At 65.9% G+C, this 17627-nt stretch carries 9 protein-coding genes and 1 pseudogene; 6 read left to right on the forward strand and 4 right to left on the reverse strand.

Annotated features, from left to right (window positions below):
* Window positions 1–163: 163 nt before the first annotated feature.
* Window positions 164–946: pseudogene (locus tag V8J55_RS04415) on the reverse strand (N-acetylmuramoyl-L-alanine amidase family protein); the annotation flags it as partial.
* Between the two features lie 786 nt (window positions 947–1732).
* On the opposite strand from V8J55_RS04415, the gene V8J55_RS04420 reads away from it, so the two are divergent.
* The 6 genes from V8J55_RS04420 (at window position 1733) to V8J55_RS04445 (ending at window position 13639) form a co-directional block, all read left to right on the forward strand.
* On the forward strand, window positions 1733–4417 hold the full coding sequence (locus tag V8J55_RS04420) for an Rne/Rng family ribonuclease (protein WP_336444513.1): 2685 nt from the start codon (window positions 1733–1735) through the stop codon (window positions 4415–4417).
* Window positions 4418–4685: 268 nt separating this feature from the next.
* Complete coding sequence (locus V8J55_RS04425; protein ID WP_336444514.1) at window positions 4686–6089, forward strand: M48 family metalloprotease; 1404 nt, start codon at window positions 4686–4688, stop codon at window positions 6087–6089.
* Between the two features lie 56 nt (window positions 6090–6145).
* A complete protein-coding gene (locus V8J55_RS04430) occupies window positions 6146–7753 on the forward strand; it encodes a DsbA family protein (protein WP_336444515.1) in 1608 nt (535 codons plus the stop codon).
* Between the two features lie 11 nt (window positions 7754–7764).
* Window positions 7765–9579 (forward strand): tetratricopeptide repeat-containing sulfotransferase family protein, encoded by a 1815-nt coding sequence (locus tag V8J55_RS04435; protein ID WP_336444516.1) that lies wholly within the window; start codon window positions 7765–7767, stop codon window positions 9577–9579.
* 141 nt (window positions 9580–9720) lie between these two features.
* Window positions 9721–12180 (forward strand): TonB-dependent receptor, encoded by a 2460-nt coding sequence (locus V8J55_RS04440; RefSeq protein WP_336444517.1) that lies wholly within the window; start codon window positions 9721–9723, stop codon window positions 12178–12180.
* Window positions 12181–12328: 148 nt separating this feature from the next.
* Window positions 12329–13639 carry an amino acid permease gene (locus V8J55_RS04445; RefSeq protein ID WP_336444518.1) on the forward strand — a complete coding sequence of 437 codons (1311 nt, stop codon included), beginning with the start codon at window positions 12329–12331 and terminating at the stop codon, window positions 13637–13639.
* Here V8J55_RS04445 and V8J55_RS04450 read toward each other — a convergent pair.
* Genes V8J55_RS04450 through V8J55_RS04460 form a run of 3 tightly spaced genes read right to left on the reverse strand, consistent with a single transcriptional unit; the run spans window position 13601 to window position 17608 of the window.
* Window positions 13601–15205, reverse strand: a complete 1605-nt coding sequence (locus V8J55_RS04450; protein ID WP_336444519.1) for a phytoene desaturase family protein — start codon at window positions 15203–15205, stop codon at window positions 13601–13603. The genes V8J55_RS04445 and V8J55_RS04450 overlap by 39 nt on opposite strands.
* Window positions 15202–16419, reverse strand: coding sequence for an FAD-dependent oxidoreductase (locus V8J55_RS04455; RefSeq protein WP_336444520.1), 1218 nt, complete (start codon window positions 16417–16419; stop codon window positions 15202–15204). The genes V8J55_RS04450 and V8J55_RS04455 overlap by 4 nt, the downstream gene beginning before the upstream one ends.
* 25 nt (window positions 16420–16444) lie before the next feature.
* On the reverse strand, window positions 16445–17608 hold the full coding sequence (locus V8J55_RS04460; protein ID WP_336444521.1) for an aromatic ring-hydroxylating oxygenase subunit alpha: 1164 nt from the start codon (window positions 17606–17608) through the stop codon (window positions 16445–16447).
* Window positions 17609–17627: the final 19 nt, after the last annotated feature.

Raw genomic sequence — 17627 nt, forward strand, 5'->3', positions numbered from 1 at the left:
CCCTTCGTCATTCCCGCGAAAGCGGGAACCCAGGGATGGGCCAGCCGACGGACGCGCTGGGTCCCCGCTTTCGCGGGGATGGCGACGTAAGGAAAGGGGCGGCGTCCGCTTTCCACCCCAAAACCGACATCTAAGTGGCCTTGCGACGGAGGGTCAACCGCGCCTAACGCGCCACAATCCGCCGCGCGAAATGGACCTGCACCGCATTGCGCACCCCGCGCGCGACCTTTTTCTGGCCCGCCGACGAGGCAAGGAATTTGCTGTCGTCCTTGTTCGAGATGAAGCCCGTTTCAAACAATACCGACGGGGTGTCGGGCGCCTTCAGCACGATGAACGAGGCGAAGCGGTGCGCGGTCGTGCGGAATTTGACGTCGCCCGACGCCTCGCGCTGGAGCAGCCGTGCGAATTCGGACGCGACATTCATCGTTTCGCGCTGGGTGAGGTCGAGCAGGATCGCCGACACGTCGCCGCTATGCGCACCGAGATCGACGCCGTTGATGACATTCGCCTTGTTCTCGCGCGCGGCGAGCCGCGCCGCCTCGCGATCGGAGGCGACTTCGGACAGCGTGTAGATCGAAGCGCCGCTGGCTTGGCTGTTTTCGGCGGCGTCGGCGTGGACCGAGATGAACAGGTCGGCCTTCAGCCGCCGGGCGATGCCATAGCGTTCCTCGAGCACCAGAAAACGGTCGTCCGCGCGCGTGAGCGCTACGCGCACGCGGCCCGAAGCGAGCAGATCGGCGCGGATCGCGCGAACGAGCGCGAGGGTGATATCCTTTTCGCGCTTGCCGCTGTGCGGGCTGATCGCGCCGGGGTCGTGCCCGCCATGCCCGGCATCGATCACGACGAGCGGCAGGCGGTCGTTCGCCGGCCCCTCGATGCGCGGCAGCGCCACCGAGGGCTTCGGCTTTCCAATCGGAACGGTCACGCTGTATCGTTTTCCCGGGCGTTTTGCACGGAATCCCGTCGAAACCGGCCATTCGATGCGCGGCCTGTCGAATGCCGGATCGACGATTGGCCGTCCCGCAATGGCTGCGGGCGGCGACGCGATCATGCCAAGCAGGGCAAGCAGGCTCATGGCGCGTCTATGCCGCCCGAAGCGCGCGCTGGTCCAGCGCTTATTGAAAACATGGCGCCGCCGGCCGCAGAGCGAAGTGAATCATCGATTAGGCATCGCGCGTCAAACCCGCGCCGACTGGCAGGTTAGCAAGCGATTCAGCCTGTTCGCAGGTGCGGGTTTTCTTGCAACACCCCTGCATCATCCTATCTTTGTACGGTGGTTGTGGTTGCCGTCGGCAGATGCCGATGCTAGCACGCCCTCACTGACGGTGTCGTTCCCGGTGCCGTCCGGCCTTTTGAGGGGAAGGCCTGCTCCGCGAATATGCGGAACATGGCCGCCTTGGCGCCGGACTTACGGGGAAGGGCGACCTGCCGCCAGTCCACCCGGTTGACCGGACAGTCGGGGCGTGCGCATCACGCCCGCCCTGCCCGCCCGCTCATCCCGTAACAGGTTGATGCCGCATGAGGCTTGCCATGCCCTCTTTGAATCCCGACGCGGGCGCTTTCGCCCCGGCCGTCGCCGGATTTGAAGACCGCATGCGCGTCCAGGACCGGACGCAGGCTCCTTTCGGCAATAACGTCTTTTTTCTTTTCACCCGTATCCGCCGCGGCCCGTCCTCGGGCAGGTTCGCGGGATTTTTTGATGGCGCGCTAAGGCGCGCTTGGAGTGTATCTAATGACCACGCGCATGTTGATCGACGCGCGGCACCGGGAAGAAACCCGGGTCGCCGTCACCAAGGGAAACCGAATCGAGGAGTTTGATTTCGAGTCCGCCGAGCATAAGCAGCTCAAGGGCAATATCTATCTGGCCAAGGTTACCCGTGTCGAACCGTCGCTGCAGGCGGCGTTCGTCGAATATGGCGGCAATCGCCACGGCTTCCTCGCGTTCAGCGAAATCCATCCCGATTATTACCAGATTCCGAAGGAAGACCGCGACGCGCTGCTGCGCGAAGAGGCCGAGCATGCCGCCGCCGCCGCGCAGCGCGCCGAGGAAGACCTCGACGAGCTCGAAGGCGATGTCGCCGACGTCGAATATCACGACGAGGATGACAATGGCGACAGCCGCGCCGATCGCGACGACGACCGCGACGAGCATGACGACCATGATGACCGCGACGACAATGGCGATGCCGAGAATGGCGACGCCGAAGAAGGCGCCGAAGGGTCGGAAGAAGGCAAGGAAGGCCGCGGCGATCGCCGTGGGCGTGGGCGCGGACGCGGCAACAACCGCAAGGGCGGCCGTGGCCGCAGCCGCCGCAACGACGACGAGGACGGCGAAAACCGCATGTCGCTGCGCCGCCGCTACAAGATTCAGGACGTCATCCGTCGCCGTCAGGTGATGCTGGTCCAGGTCGTCAAGGAAGAACGCGGCAACAAGGGCGCCGCGCTCACCACCTATCTGTCGCTCGCCGGCCGCTATTGCGTGCTGATGCCGAACACGATGCACGGCGGCGGGATCAGCCGCAAGATTTCGAACGGCGCCGATCGCCGCAAATTGAAGGCGATGATCGACGAACTCGCGCTGCCGCCGACGATGGGCTGCATCGTCCGCACCGCGGGGATGAGCCGCACCAAGGTCGAGATCAAGCGCGACTTTGACTATCTCGCGCGCCTGTGGGACGAGATTCGCGAAAATACGCTGGGGTCGAGCGCGCCGGCGCTGATCCATTCGGACAGCGATCTGGTGAAGCGCGCGATCCGCGATATCTATCATAAAGACATCGAGGAAGTGCTCGTCGAGGGCGACGATGGCTACAAGGCCGCGAAGCAGTTCATGAAGCTGTTGATGCCGAGCCACGCGCGGCGCGTGAAGCAATATGCCGACCCCGTCTCGCTCTATCAGCGCTACGGTGTCGAGGATCAGCTCGCCGGGATGCTCAATCCCGTCGTCCAGCTGAAATCGGGCGGTTATCTGGTGATCAACCCGACCGAGGCTTTGGTGTCGATCGACATCAACTCGGGCCGGTCGACGCGCGAGCATAATATCGAGCAGACCGCGCTCAGCACCAACCTTGAGGCAGCGGCCGAAATCGCCCGCCAGCTGCGGCTGCGCGACATGGCCGGGCTGGTCGTGATCGACTTTATCGACATGGATCATGGCTCGAACGTCCGCAAGGTCGAGCGCGCGATGAAGGACGCGCTGAAGAACGACCGTGCGCGCATCCAGGTCGGCCGCATCTCGGGCTTTGGCCTGATGGAGATGAGCCGCCAGCGCCTGCGCACCGGCGTGCTCGAAGCCTCAACGCGTCCGTGCCCGCATTGCGAAGGCACCGGCCTCGTCCGCACCGCCTCGTCGGCGGGTCTCAGCGCGCTGCGCCTGATCGAAGAGGAAGCCGCACGCGGCAAGGGCAACAAGATCACCCTGCGCGCGAGCCAGGAAGCGACCTTCTACCTCCTCAACGAAAAGCGCCGCGAATTGCGCGAGATCGAAGAGCTTTACGGCGTGACGGTCGAAATCCTGCCCGACGGCGAAACCGAAGGCGCGCGCATGGCGGTCGAGGTCAGCGGTCCGCCGCCGATCGCGCGCCGCAGCTTCGCCCCGATCGCGCCGATCGAGGATGACGACGACGATTATCCCGAGGACGAGGAAGAAGAAGCCGAAGAAGAAGCGGCCGAAGAGCGTCCTGCACGTTCGCCTGATCGCGAAGAAGGCGCGCGCGACCGCGAGGAAGGCGATGCCGACGGCGAGGGCCGCAAGCGCCGCCGCCGCCGCCGCCGTGGCCGCCGCGGCCGCCGCGACGAAGAAGGCAATGAAATCGCCGAAGGTGGCGAGGGCGGCGAGGATCGCGAAGGCGACAGCGCCGAGGCCGACGAAGGCGAAGCCGCACCGGCCGAACCCGTCGAGGCTGCTCCCGAAGCGGACGCCGAGGAAGCCGAAGCCAAGCCGCGCCGCCGCCGTGGCGGACGCGGCCGCAAGAAGGCCGATGCGGTGGAGACCGCCGATGAGGCCGTGGTCGAAGTCGAAGCGAAAACTGCACCGGTAGAGACGGTCGAAGCCGTCGAACCGGTTGCCGAAGAAGCGCCGGTCGCCGAGGAAAAGCCGAAGCGCAAGCGCGCGCCGCGCAAGACCAAGGCCGCCGCGGCCGCCGAAGCCGAGGCTGCGGAAGCCGCCGAGGCACCGGTCGTCGAAGCGCCCGCGGTCGAAGCACCCGCCGCCGAAGCTCCGGCCGAAGCTGAACCCGCCAAGCCCGCGCCCAAGAAGCGTGCAAGCCGCGCGAAAAAGGCGGTCGCGGCTGAGGCGGCAGCGCAGCCCGCGACCGCCGGCGAAGCCGAACCGGTTGCGGCCGATGCCGACGGCGAGGGCGAAGGCCCCGACGGCGAACCGCGCCGCGGCTGGTGGCAGCGCACGTTCGGCAACTGATATCGGCTCCAAATGAAATGACGTGTGTCCCCGCGAAGGCGGGGACCCATCTCCTGCGGGTTCAAAATAGCGCCGGCGGGAGATGGCCTTCCGCCTTCGCGGGAGCACGTCGCTTTGTTGTGGTCGGATAGCATCCGAACCGCGCCTCTCAATTCGGCTCGCGTTGTCGCAGAAATAGCAAGCTGACCTTGCGTCCGCGCGCACGGCCCCCCAATAAGCCCGCATGGCTTCACTCGGGGTTCAGGCGCGCGGCGCAAGAGAGGCGGGGATGACCGCTTTCCCGCCGCAACCCGCGTTCGGGGCGCAAAGACTGCGCTCCATTTTCCGTATCGCGCTGACATTGCTTGCGATGTTCGCCATCGCGCTGCGCCCGGCGGCAGCGCAGTCGATCTTGCGCGACGCCGAAACCGAGGCGCTTTTTCAGGACATGATGGACCCGCTGCTCGTCGCCGCGGGGCTCAAACCTGGACAGGTGCGCGTGCATCTGCTCGGCGACCGCAGCATCAACGCCTTCGTCGCGGGCAGCCAGGACATCTATGTCTTCAGCGGGCTGATCGAGGCCGCCGACAGCGCCGAAGAGGTGCAGGGCGTGCTCGCGCACGAACTCGGCCATGTGATGGGCGGCCACGCGATCCGCGTCAACGAAGGCGCCAAGACCGCAACGGGCATCTCGCTCCTCAGCCTGTTGCTCGGCGCCGCGGCGATCGCGGCGGGCGCGGGTGAGGCCGGCATGGGCGTGATGATGGCGGGGCAGCAGGCCGCGCTCGGCAAGTTCCTCGCCTTTTCGCGCGTGCAGGAATCGACCGCCGACGCCGCGGGCGCGCAATATCTGTCGACGGCCGGGATCAGCGGCCGCGGCAGCCTCGCCTTTTTCAAGAAACTCCAGAACCTCGAATTTCGCTATGGGGTCAAGCAGGACGACGATCAGGCCTATGGCCGCACCCACCCGATGTCGGGCGATCGCATCCAGGCGCTGCGCGAAGTCTATGTCATCGATCCGGCATGGGAAAAGCCCGCCGACCCGAAAATCGAGGCGCGCTTTCAGCGCATCAAGGCGAAGCTGTCGGGCTATATGGCCGAGCCCGAACGGACGCTGCGCAAATTCCCCGAAAGCAACCGCAGCATTCCGGCGCGCTATGCGCGCGCCTATGCCTGGCACAAAAGCGCCTATCCGCAAAAGGCGCTGACCGAGGTCGAAGGCCTGCTCGCGACGAGCCCCAGCGACCCCTATTTCCTCGAACTCGAGGGCCAGGTTCTGCTCGAATCGGGCCGCCCCAAGGAAGCGATCCCCGCGCTACGCAAGGCGGTCAGCCTGTCGCGGTCGCAGCCGTTGATCAGCGCGACGCTGGGTCATGCGCTGATCGCGACCGAGGATCCGGCGAATTATGCCGAGGCCGAAGAGGTGCTGAAAACCGCCGTCGCGCTCGACAATCAGAACCCGTTCGCCTGGTATCAGCTCGGTATCGTCTATGCGAACAAGGGCGATCAGGCGCGCGCCGCGCTCGCCTCGGCCGAACGCTACAGCCTTGAGGGTGGACAGTCGGGGCTCGCGCTGCGTAATGCCGAAATGGCGATGCAGGGTTTGCCCCAAGGCTCGCCCGACTGGATCCGTGCACAGGATATTTCGTTGGTGGCTCGCGCCGAGGTGGAACGCGAGCGCAAACGGCGTTAGTTTCGGGTGAAGACAGGGGCGACGCGTCGCATTTCCGTGATGCTCGAGGGCGATAAGTGACTGACAGAAAAGACGATTATTACCAGCCGTGGCTGCGCGACCCCGCGCCGACGCCGACAGGCGGCGCGCCGGCGCAGGGCGAAGGATTGGCGAAGCCAAAGGACGAGCCCCCCGTCGGCATCGACCTGACGCGATACAGCGCCCCCGAAAAGCCGCGCGATCCGCTGGTGAAGCCCGAGGCGATCAAGGCCGGCGCGGCGAACCTGTGGGATCGTATCCGTGACGGCGCCGAAGCCTTTGCCGACTGGACGATCCGCGTCGGCGACCGCGCCGACATTCCCGCGCGCGTCGAAGCGATGGAAATTCCGCGCCGCTCGCGCGAACTCGCGGCGAAGACCGGTGCGCTGACCGCGCGCGCCGCACGGGCGGCGGGGCGCGGATCGGCGCAGGCCGGCCGCGCCGCCGCGAAGGCGAGCGGCGAGGCATGGGACAAGATGGCGCTCGGCGACAAGGCCCGCAAACTGTCGAGCGAAGCCGGGCGCGGGCTCGGCGAAGTCGCCGGCAAGACCAAGGCGGGCGTTGTCGACATCGCCAAGGCGAGCAGCGAAAGTCTTCGCGACGGCATCGGCGATGCCGCCAGCAAGCTGCGCCCCGCGCCGCGCGAGGAACTGGCGCCGCCGCCTTCGGGGCTCGAACAATTGCTCGCGCGCGAGGAAGCCGCCGCCGCGCAGGCGAACGCGCCTGCCGCACCCGACCTGCCGCTCTTTGCGGGTGACGCCGCAATTCCGGCAGTAGCGAAGCCAGCGCCGGCCAATTCGGCGGACGCGATGGACGGCGACGATCGTTCGCCGATTGCGTCGCCGGCCAAAAATGCCGCAAAGACCAAGGCGATGCCGGCGCAAAGCTTGCCGCAGGTGAAGGGGACGGGAATGGACGGCGTTTCAACGCGCACATGGGGTTTGGCGCTTGGAGGCATATTGCTCCTCGCCATCGTCTTCTGGCTCGGCGGCCGCTTCGGCGGCGGCATGAGCAAGAGCGAGGTCGAGGGCGTAGTCGCCGATTATATCAAGGCGAACCCGCAGATCATTCCCGAGGCGCTCGAAGCGCAGCGCAATGGCGAAATCGCCAAGGCGATCGATCAAATCCGTCCCGCGCTCGAAAAACCCTATGCCGGTGCCTGGGCGGGCAATGCCGACGGCGATGTGACGCTGGTCGTGTTCACCGATTATGCGTGCGGTTTCTGCCGCGCGAGCGTGCCCGACGTCGACCGGCTGATCCGCGAGGACAAAAGGCTGAAGGTCGTGTTCCGCGAGCTGCCGATCATCGCGCCGCAGAGCCGTGACGCCGCGATCATGGCGCTCGCCGCGGCGCGGCAGGGCAAATATGATGCGTTCCACCACGCGATGTTCGCGGCGGGCTCGCTCGATAAGGCGGCGATCGCCGCAGCAGCGACAAAGGCCGGGGTCGTCACCGACGGCACCGCCGATGCGACCGCGAACGAGGCGCTGTTCCAGCGCGAACTCGACAGCAATCTCGCGATCGCGACGCAGCTCCAGCTCAACGCCACCCCGACCTGGATCGTCGGCAACCAGCTGTTCCAGGGCCAGATCGGTTATGACGGGTTGAAGCAAGCCGTCGCGAAAGCCCGCGCGGCGAAAAGCTGAGGGCCGCGACCGTGGCGACCGTCTCGCACGATGAAGCGCTCGCCAACGCCCGCCGCCTGCTGAGCGGCGAACCCGGCGCCGCGCTGGCGCAGGCGCAGGCGATCATCGACGCCGTCCCGACATCGGCGGCGGCGCACCGCCTCGCCGCGCATGCCCTCCGCGCCCTGAACCGCGAGGCGGAAGCACAGGCGGCGTCGCTCGCGGCGATCGGCGCGACGATCCACGATCCCGCGATGGTCGACGCCGCGCTCGCGCTCGCCGAGGACCGGCTGCCCGACGCCGAGCGGGCGCTGCGCCAGCGCCTCCGCGAAGATGCGACCGATGTTGCGGCGATCCGTATGCTCGCCGAGGTCGCGGGTCGCATCGGACGTTATGACGACGCCGAAAAACTGCTGTCGCGCGCGTTGCAGCTTGCGCCCGATTTCGGTGCCGCGCGCGCCAATCTCGCGACCGTCTATTACAAGCAGAACCGCTTTGCTGACGCCGCCGAGACGCTCGATGCGGTGCTCGGCGACGACCCGGACAATCCCGCGCATGCGAATCTCCGCGCCGCCGCGCTCGGCCGCATCGGCGGTTATGACGAGGCGCTCGCGCTCTATGAAGAGCTGACAGGCCGCTTCCCCGATCATGCCAAGCTGTGGATGAGCTACGGCCATATGCTCAAGACTGTGGGACGGCAGGACGACAGCATCGCCGCCTATCGCCGCGCGCTCGCCGCCGATCCGGGGCTCGGCGAAATCTGGTGGAGCCTCGCGAACCTCAAAACAATCCGCTTCGGGGCGGAGGACCGTGCAGCGATGGAGGCTGCGCTGGTTGCGGCCGAGCCCGACAGCGAAGCGCGCGCCGACGACCGGCTGCACCTGCATTTCGCGCTCGGCAAAGCGTATGACGATGCCGCCGAACATGAGCCGGCGTTTCGCCATTATGCTGCGGGCAACGCGATCCGCTCCGCCCAGCTCGGCTATCGCGCCGCCGAAACGAGCGCCGCGGTCGACGCGATCATCGCCGCCTGTACCCCCGAATTCTTCGCAGCGCGCGCTGGCGCGGGCGATCCGGCGCCCGACCCGATCTTCATCCTCGGCATGCCGCGCGCCGGATCGACGCTGATCGAGCAGATCCTTAGCTGCCATTCGGCGATCGAGGGCACGATGGAGCTGCCCGACATCCCCGCGCTCGCGCTCGGGCTCGGCCGTGAGAAGCACGACGATGGGCGCCGCTGGATCGAGGCGCTGGCCGAGACGCCGCCCGAGCGGCTTGCCGAAATGGGCGCGGCGTTCCTTCAGCGCACCGCGGTGCAGCGCAAGACCGGCAAGCCCTTCTATATCGACAAGCTGCCGAACAACTGGCTCTACACCGCCTTCATCCGCCTGATCCTGCCGAATGCAAAGATCATCGATGCGCGGCGCGCGCCCCTCGATTGCTGCTTTTCGAACTTCCGCCAGCATTATGCGAAGGGGCAGGCGTTCAGTTACGGCCTCGCCGACGTCGGCGGCTATTACCGCGACTATGTCCGCCTGATGGCGCATATCGACGCGGTCCAGCCCGGCCGCGTCCACCGCGTGATCCACGAGGCGCTGCTCGACGACCCCGAAACCGAAGTGCGTGCGCTGCTCGCCTTTCTGAACCAGCCTTTCGAAGCCGCCTGCATGGCGTTCCACACCAACGCGCGCGCGGTGCGCACGGCGTCGAGCGAACAGGTGCGCAAACCGATCAATCGCGACGGCGTCGGGCAGTGGCAACCCTATGAAAAATGGCTCGATCCGCTGAAACAGGCGCTCGGCCCCGTCCTCGGCGCCTATCCCGCCATTCCCGCCGATTTCGGTTAGGCCCCACGCGACAAAACGTTGCCTTTCGGCAACAGCGGACGACATTTTCGACCAACGACCACGGCACTCCGCCAACAATGCTTGCGCTTGCGCGGCGGTGCGTCATGCTCCGTCACATGGCTGTCATGTGAGGGGGATTCCATGCGGAAACTATCGGCAGTATTGACCAAAAGCGGCGCGTTCCTGCTCGGCAGCACGATCTTGTGCACGTCGGGAACCGCGCTGGCCCAGCAAAGCAACACCAACGACGACCGCGACATCGTCGTCACCGCGTCGAAGCGCGAAGAAAATCTGCAGGACGTGCCGCTCGCGATCACCGCGATCGGGACCGAACGGCTCGACGAGCTGCAGGTCAAGGAGTTCCAGGATGTCGTCAAATTCCTGCCGTCGGTGACGATCCAGACGCTCGCGCCGGGGTTCAGCCAGGTCTATTTCCGCGGCGTCGCATCGGGCGAGAATGCCAACCATTCGACCTCGCTGCCGACCGTCGGCACATACCTCGACGAAATGCCGATCACGACCATCCAGGGCGCGCTCGACATCCACGCCTATGACCTCGCGCGCGTCGAGGCGCTCGCGGGGCCGCAGGGCACGCTGTATGGCGCAAGCTCGATGGCGGGCACGATCAAACTGGTGACCAACAAGCCCGACACCAGCGGCACCTATGGCTCGGTGGGGCTTGAACTCAACAGCGTGACACGCGGCGGCATCGGCGGCGTTGCCGAGGGCTTCATCAACGCGCGGATCAGCGATCGCGCGGCGCTGCGCATCGTCGGCTGGTATCGCCATGATGCGGGCTATATCGATAATATCGCGGGGACGCGCGTTTATCCGATCAGCCAGAACACCGATACCGACGGCGACGGCGAGAATGATACGGTGATCAATCTTCCCGGCGACGACATCACGCAGAACAACGACGATCTGGTCGAAAAGGATTATAACACCGTCGACACCTATGGCGCGCGCCTCGCGCTCGGCATCGAACTCGACGACGACTGGACGATCCGCCCGACCTTGATGGGCCAGATCCAGAAAGCGAATGGCAGTTTTGCGCAGGAACGCTCGTCGGCGGTGACGCGCAGCCTCCAGACGGTGCAATACAACCCCGAACGCAGCGACGATAAGTGGATACAGGCCGCGCTGACGATCGAGGGCAAGATCGGCAATTGGGACCTGACCGTCACCGGCGGACATCTCCGCCGCAAGACGCTGACCGACAGCGACTATTCGGACTATGCCTATTTCTATGACGCGCTCTTTGGCTCGGCGGTCTATCTTTATGACAATGCCGGCGACCAGATCAGCCCGAACCAGTATATCAAAGGCATCGACCGCTATCGCCGGAACTTCGGCGAAATCCGCGTCGCTTCGCCCGCCGACGCGCGCATCCGCTTTATCGGCGGGCTGTTCTACCAGCGCCAGTCGCACAATATCGAGCAGCATTATATCATCGATAACCTGTCCGATGATCTGCAGGTGCCGACCACCGTCGACAATATCTGGCTGACCAAGCAGCAGCGCGTCGACCGCGACTATGCGGCGTTCGGCGAGCTCAGCTTCGATATCACCGACAAATTGACGCTGACCGGCGGCGGCCGCCTCTACAAGTTCGACAACAGCCTCGTCGGCTTCTTCGGCTACAACAACCCCGGCTACAGCAGCAATCCGGTCTACGCATGCCAGGGGCCGGCGGTCGTCGACGGCTCGCCGTGCACCAACCTCGACAAACGGACGAAAAAGACCGACTTCATCCACAAGCTGAACCTGACGTATAAATTCACCGACGATGTGATGATGTATGCGACCTGGTCGCGCGGCTTCCGTCCCGGCGGGATCAACCGGCGCGGCTCGCTGCCGCCATATGGCTCGGACACGCTCGACAATTATGAGCTGGGGTGGAAGACCAGCTTTGGTCCGGTGCGTTTCAACGGCGCAGTCTATCAGCAGGACTGGAAGAATATCCAGCTGTCCTTCCTCGGCGCCAATGGGCTCAGCGAAGTCCGCAACGCGGGCATCGCGCGCATCCGCGGGATCGAGGCCGACGTCAGCTACCGTTCGGGCGGTTTCTCGCTCGGCATGGGCGCCAGCTATAATGACGCGACGATCCGCCGCGATTTCTGCGCCATTGCGAACCCGCAATTCGATTGCTCGGTCCCCTTCTCCAACGACGGTGACGACAGCAACGACAACAGCCTGCTCGCTCCGGCGGGATCGCGCCTGCCGGTCACCGCGAAGTTCAAGGGCAACGCCGTCGCGCGCTATGAATTCCCCATCAGCGGCCTCGATGGCCACGTCCAGTTCGCGGTCAACCATATCGGAAAAAGGCGGTCCGACCTTCGCACGCTTGAAAATGACATCGTCGGCAATTTCAAAGCCTATACGACCGCCGATTTCAGCATCGGGGTGAAGGGCGAAGGCTGGGACGCCGAAATCTATGCGACCAATCTGTTCGACAGCCGCGGTGTGATCAACAGCGCGGTCCAGTGCGGCGAGACGGTGTGCGGCGACGGCGATGGTCTTACCCCGGGCGGCGGGGTCTTCTATGACAATGTGATCCGCCCGCGTCTGATCGGCATCAAGGTGAGCAAGGACTTCTGAGCGACCCATTGAGGGGACGGCGCGAGGCGATCGCGCCGTCCCCTCGGCGCTATCCCCCACGCGGGGGATGGACGAACAGACCCCGATCGGACGGTATCGACAATCGGGTCGATCGGGGCCGGGGATAGAGGATGGGAACCAGCTTCGCATGGCAGAGATGATGACCGCAGGGGTCAGGCCCGCCCAAAAGCTCGGCCTTTCGATGTGTGTCGCGCTCGTCATGGGCAATATGATCGGATCGGGGGTGTTCCTCCTCCCCGCCAGCCTCGCGCCGTTCGGCTGGAACGGCGTCGCGGGGTGGGTGATCACGATCGCCGGCGCGCTTGCGCTCGCGGTGGTTCTCGCGCGGCTGACCGTCGCCTTTCCGCAGGCGAGCGGGCCGACCGCCTTCGTCCAGCTCGCCTTCGGGCGCGTTCCCAGCTTCATGATCGGCTGGGCCTATTGGGTGTCGGTGTGGACCGCCAATGTGACGCTCGCGGTCGCCGCGGTCAGCTTCCTCAGCCTCTTCGCGCCCGCGCTCGGCGACCATATGGCGCTGTCGACGCTCGCGCTGATCTGGGCTGTCACCGCGATCAGCTGGCGCGGCGCGCGTGCGGCGGGGCGCTTCCAGATCGTGACCCTGCTCATCAAGCTGATCCCGCTGCTGACGGTGATCGTCCTGATACCGATCGCGTTCGGCAGCGAGACCCGCGTCGTCACGACGCCCTTCCCCGCCGAGGGATTGTCGCTGACCGCGGTCAGCGGATCGGCGATCCTCACCTTATGGGCGCTGCTCGGTTTCGAATCGGCGAGCGTCGCAACCGACAAGGTCAAGGATCCGGTCGTCACCATCCCGCGCGCGACGATCATCGGCACGCTGGCGACGGGCATCCTCTATCTGATCGTCTGTTCGGCGGTCGCACTGATGCTGCCCGCGGCCGATGTCGCGACGTCCGACGCGCCCTTCGCCCTGTTCGCCGAAACCTATTGGGGACACGGGCCAGCGCTGTTCATCGCCGCCTTCGCCGCGATCAGCGCGATCGGGGCATTGAACGGCTTCACGCTGATCCAGGCCGAGCTGCCGGCAACGCTCGCGCGCCAGGGCCTGTTTCCCGCATGGTTCGCACGCACGAACCGCCACGGCACGCCCGTTGCCGCGCTGCTGATCGCGAGCGGCCTCGCGACCGCGTGCGTCGTGCTGAACAGCAACAAATCGACCGCCGAGATGTTCACCTTCATGGCGATCCTGTCGACCTCGGTGACGCTCTGGCTCTACCTCTCGTGCGCGGCAGCCGCGCTGCGCCTGCGCGTCGCGATACCGGTTGCGCTGATCGGTCTCGCCTATTCGGTCTGGACGCTGTGGGGCGCCGGGCTGAACGTCAGCGCGATGAGCCTGATCCTGATGGTCGCGGGGCTGCCGCTTTACTGGTGGACGCGCGGCTCAACGCCATCGGGGAGCGAAGAGGCCCCGGTCGCGTAGGATCACCTGCGCCGCATTATGCCCCGGCGCGCCGGTGACACCGCCGCCGGGATGCGTCCCCGCACCGCACATATAGAGGCCCTTGAGCGGCCCGCGATAGGCGCCGTTGCCGAGCACCGGGCGCGCCGACCACAGCTGGTCGAGGCTCATATTGCCGTGCATGATGTCGCCGCCGACCAGCCCGAACTTACGTTCGAGCCCCTTGGGGCTGAGGATCTGGCGCCCGACGATCGAGGCGCGGAAGCCGGGGGCATAAGCCTCGACCGTGTCGATGATCGTATCGGCCGCCTTGCCCTCCTCGGCATCCCAGTCGCGCCCGTCTGGAAGCTCGGGCGCGAATTGCTGGCAGAAGAGGCTCGCGACATGCTGGCCCGGCGGCGCGAGGCTGTCGTCGACGGTCGAGGGGATGAGCATTTCGACGATCGGCTTCTTCGACCAGCCATATTGCTTCGCGTCGAGGAACGCCTTGTCCATATAGTCGAGCGTCGGGGCGATGATGATGCCCGACTGATGATGCTCGCCCGGTTCGGGGAGGCACGTGAAGCGGGGCAGTTCGCTGAGCGCGACATTCATGCGGAAGGTGCCGCTGCCCGCCTTGAACGCCTTGATCCGACGCCGGAATTCGGGCGCGATATCGCCCTCGCCCATCAGGCGTTCGTAGAGCAGCTTCGGCCCGACATTGGCGATGACGCGCGTCGCGGCGATTTCCTCGCCGCTGACCAGCTTGACGCCGACGGCCTTGTTCCCATCGACCAATACGCGCGCGACGGGCGCTTCGAGGCTGATCTCGACGCCGAGCTGGGCGCAGACCTTCGCCATCATCTGGGTGATCGCGCCCATGCCGCCGACGCTATGGCCCCACGCACCCTTCTTACCGTTCACCTCGCCGAAGACGTGATGAAGAAGAACATAGGCGCTGCCCGGCGTATCGGGGCTGGCGTAATTTCCGACGACCGCGTCGAAACCGAAGGCCGCCTTGACGGCCTCGCTTTCGAACCAGCTGTCGAGGAAGGTGCGCGCCGACTTGGTGAAGAGCTCGAGCACGTCGCGCTGCTGCGACAGGCTGAGTTTGGTGAGGCCGCGTCCCTGCCGCGCCGCGTCGATCAGCGTCTTGAAGCCGTCGCCGACATTCGGCGGTGATTTGAGCGCGAGATCGCGCAGCACATCGGCGACGCCCTCGAGCATGTCATAATATTCGGACAGGCGCGCGGCATCATGCGCCGAGAAGCGCGCAAATTCCTTCTGCGTGCGTTCGAGCCCGCCGCCGAGCTTCAAATAGCCGCCATCCTCCTGCGGCAGGAAATTGCTGATCGGCCGCTCGATCACGCGATAGCCATGATCGGCGAGCTTCATGTCGGCGATGACCTTGGGCTGGAGCAGGCTGACGGTGTAGCTCGCGACCGAATTGCGGAAGCCCGGCGCGAATTCCTCGGTCACCGCGGCGCCGCCGACGACGTCGCGCGCCTCGACGATGCGCACCTTGAGCCCCGCCTTCGCGAGATAGAAGGCGCAGACGAGGCCGTTGTGGCCGGCGCCAATAATCAGCGCGTCATAGGCTTTGGTCATTGGAAGTCTTTCGCAAGCGGGGATTGGACATGCTGGCGGCCGAAACCGAGGCCGAGAACGCGGCCGGGGATACGGCGGAGCAGCGGGATATGGTTGAGCAGGCGGACGGCGAGCGGGACGCGGGTGATTTCGCCTCGGAGCATCGGTTCGATGATATTCTGATGCGCAAAACGCTGGAGCCCCTGCATCCGCGTCGTCGGCTTCCAGCGGCGTTCCTGCACCCTGGCGAGCAGCGGATCGGGGTCGGCGCCCGCGGCGAGCGGCGCGGCGAGGATATTCGCCGTCGCCACCGCATCCTGCACAGCAAGGTTGATCCCGACGCCGCCGACGGGCGACATCGCGTGCGCGGCGTCGCCGATCGCGAGCAGGCCGGGGCGCGACCAGCGCGTCAGCCGGTCGAGCGCGACCGAGAGCAGTTTGACGTCGTCGAAACTCCGGATCGCATCGATCCCGGCAGCGAGCCCGGGCGCAATATCGACGATCCGATCGCGGAAGGCCGCGATGCCGCGCGCCTCGATCGGGGCAAAGCCGCCCTTTTCGATGATCTGCGCGCATTGCCAATAATCGCCGCGCGGGATCGCGACGACCATGCCGCCCTTGTCGATCGTGCCGAGCGCAACTTCGGACATGTCCATGCCTGCGGGCACCGGAATGCGAAACCACAGCACGTCCATCGGCGCGCCGAGATCTTCGAGCGGCAGTTCGGCCGCGTCGCGGAGCACCGAGCGGCGCCCATCGGCGGCGATGACGAGCCGGGCGGGCAAAGCCTCTCCGGTCGCGAGCGTTACCCCGCTGACGCGGTTCGCCGCGTCATAGGTCAGCCCGGTCGCCTCGGTCGACATGCGCAGATCAAAGGTCGGATATTTTCGGCCCTGCCCGGCGATGAAATCGAGCAGATCCCATTGCGGCATCATCGCGACGAAGCGCGCCGCGACGGGCAGATGCTTCATCGTCGCGATCGTATAGCGCCCGCCCAGCAGATTGAGCGTCATCGTGTCGATCGCGGCGTGCGGCTCTTTCAGCAGCTCTTCGAGCAGCCCGATTTCGTGGAACAGCTCGAGCGTCGAGGGGTGCACCGTGTCGCCGCGGAAATCGCGGAGGAAGTCGGCGTGCTTTTCGAGGATGGTGACGGGCACGCCCGCACGCGCGAACAGCAGGCCAGCGACCATGCCCGCTGGACCGCCGCCGACGATGATGACTCGATCGCTCGTCATGCTCCCCTCCTCCCGCCTGTTGTTTTTAGCGGCCCCACCCCGGCGGCGGGGCATGCTCCAACCGCGCTTCGGGGATCAGGTCGCGCATCCGCGCGCAGAAATGCTTGAGGCACACTTCCTTGTCGCTGAGCGGCCCCATGGTGAAGCTTTTCGACTGCATGCCCATCTGGACGCGCGTGATCAGTTCGGTGTCCTCGGCATTGACTTGGCGGTTGATGCGCCAGTTGAGGTAGCGCGCGGCCTTCATCTCGCGGCGCTCGTCGGGGAGGACATAGCTGATCTCGCGGATCAGGCAGGTCGTCGGCCCGGTCGGCAGCCACTGCATGAAGTCGACCTGATCGGGATAGATGTCGAAGGCGACATTGGGCCAGAGCTTGAAATAGAGCCAGTGGCGCTGGTTCGCCTCGGGCAGGTGCGGTACCGGGGGCAACAATCGCTGATACATGCGCTCGGACCAGTTCGCCGACGGCCGGTCGATCAGATCGCCCCACATGCGGTCGACATTGTCCTCGGCCTCGACGCCATAGCTTTTGCCGAACAGGCGCGTGAGGCCGGGGTGCGCGACGGGGATGTGGAGCCCGTCCGAATAATTATCGCCGACATTCTTCCAGTTCACGTCGCGCGGACGCAGCGTGACGCGGCCGAGCGCGCCGAGTTCCTCGAAGCGGTAGGGCGCGACCTGCGCTTCGTAGGGCGCCATCATCGACGCGACCGACGGGCCGCCGTCATCCTCGAGCCGCACGAACCAGAAGCCGCGCCATTGTTCGAGTCCGACGGGGACGAGCCCCGCCTTGCCCTTGTCGAGCGTCGGATAGCTCGCCGAATCGGGCACCCCGGTCAGCCGGCCGTCGAGCTCGTAAGTCCACGCGTGATAGGGGCAGACGAGCTTTTTCGCGCAGCCGGCCGCGCCATCGACAAGGCGCGAGCCGCGATGGCGGCACACATTGATGAAGGCGCGCACGTTGCGGTCGGCGCCGCGCGCCAGAATCACGCTCTCGCCGCAATAGTCGATGCTGTGCCAGTCGCCGACGTTCGGAATGTCGCTGTCGTGGCAGACGACCTGCCAGCTCGAGCGGAAAATCCGTTCCACTTCAGCGGCGTAAAAGTCGGGATCGCTGTACGTCCAGGCGGGCAGCGACCAGCCATCGAGCGGGTCAATGTTCGGTGTGCGAAGCGGTGCAGTTGCCATGTCTCGTTCCTTGTTGTAC

The organism is Sphingopyxis sp. CCNWLW2, assembly GCF_037095755.1.
Lineage (GTDB): Bacteria > Pseudomonadota > Alphaproteobacteria > Sphingomonadales > Sphingomonadaceae > Sphingopyxis.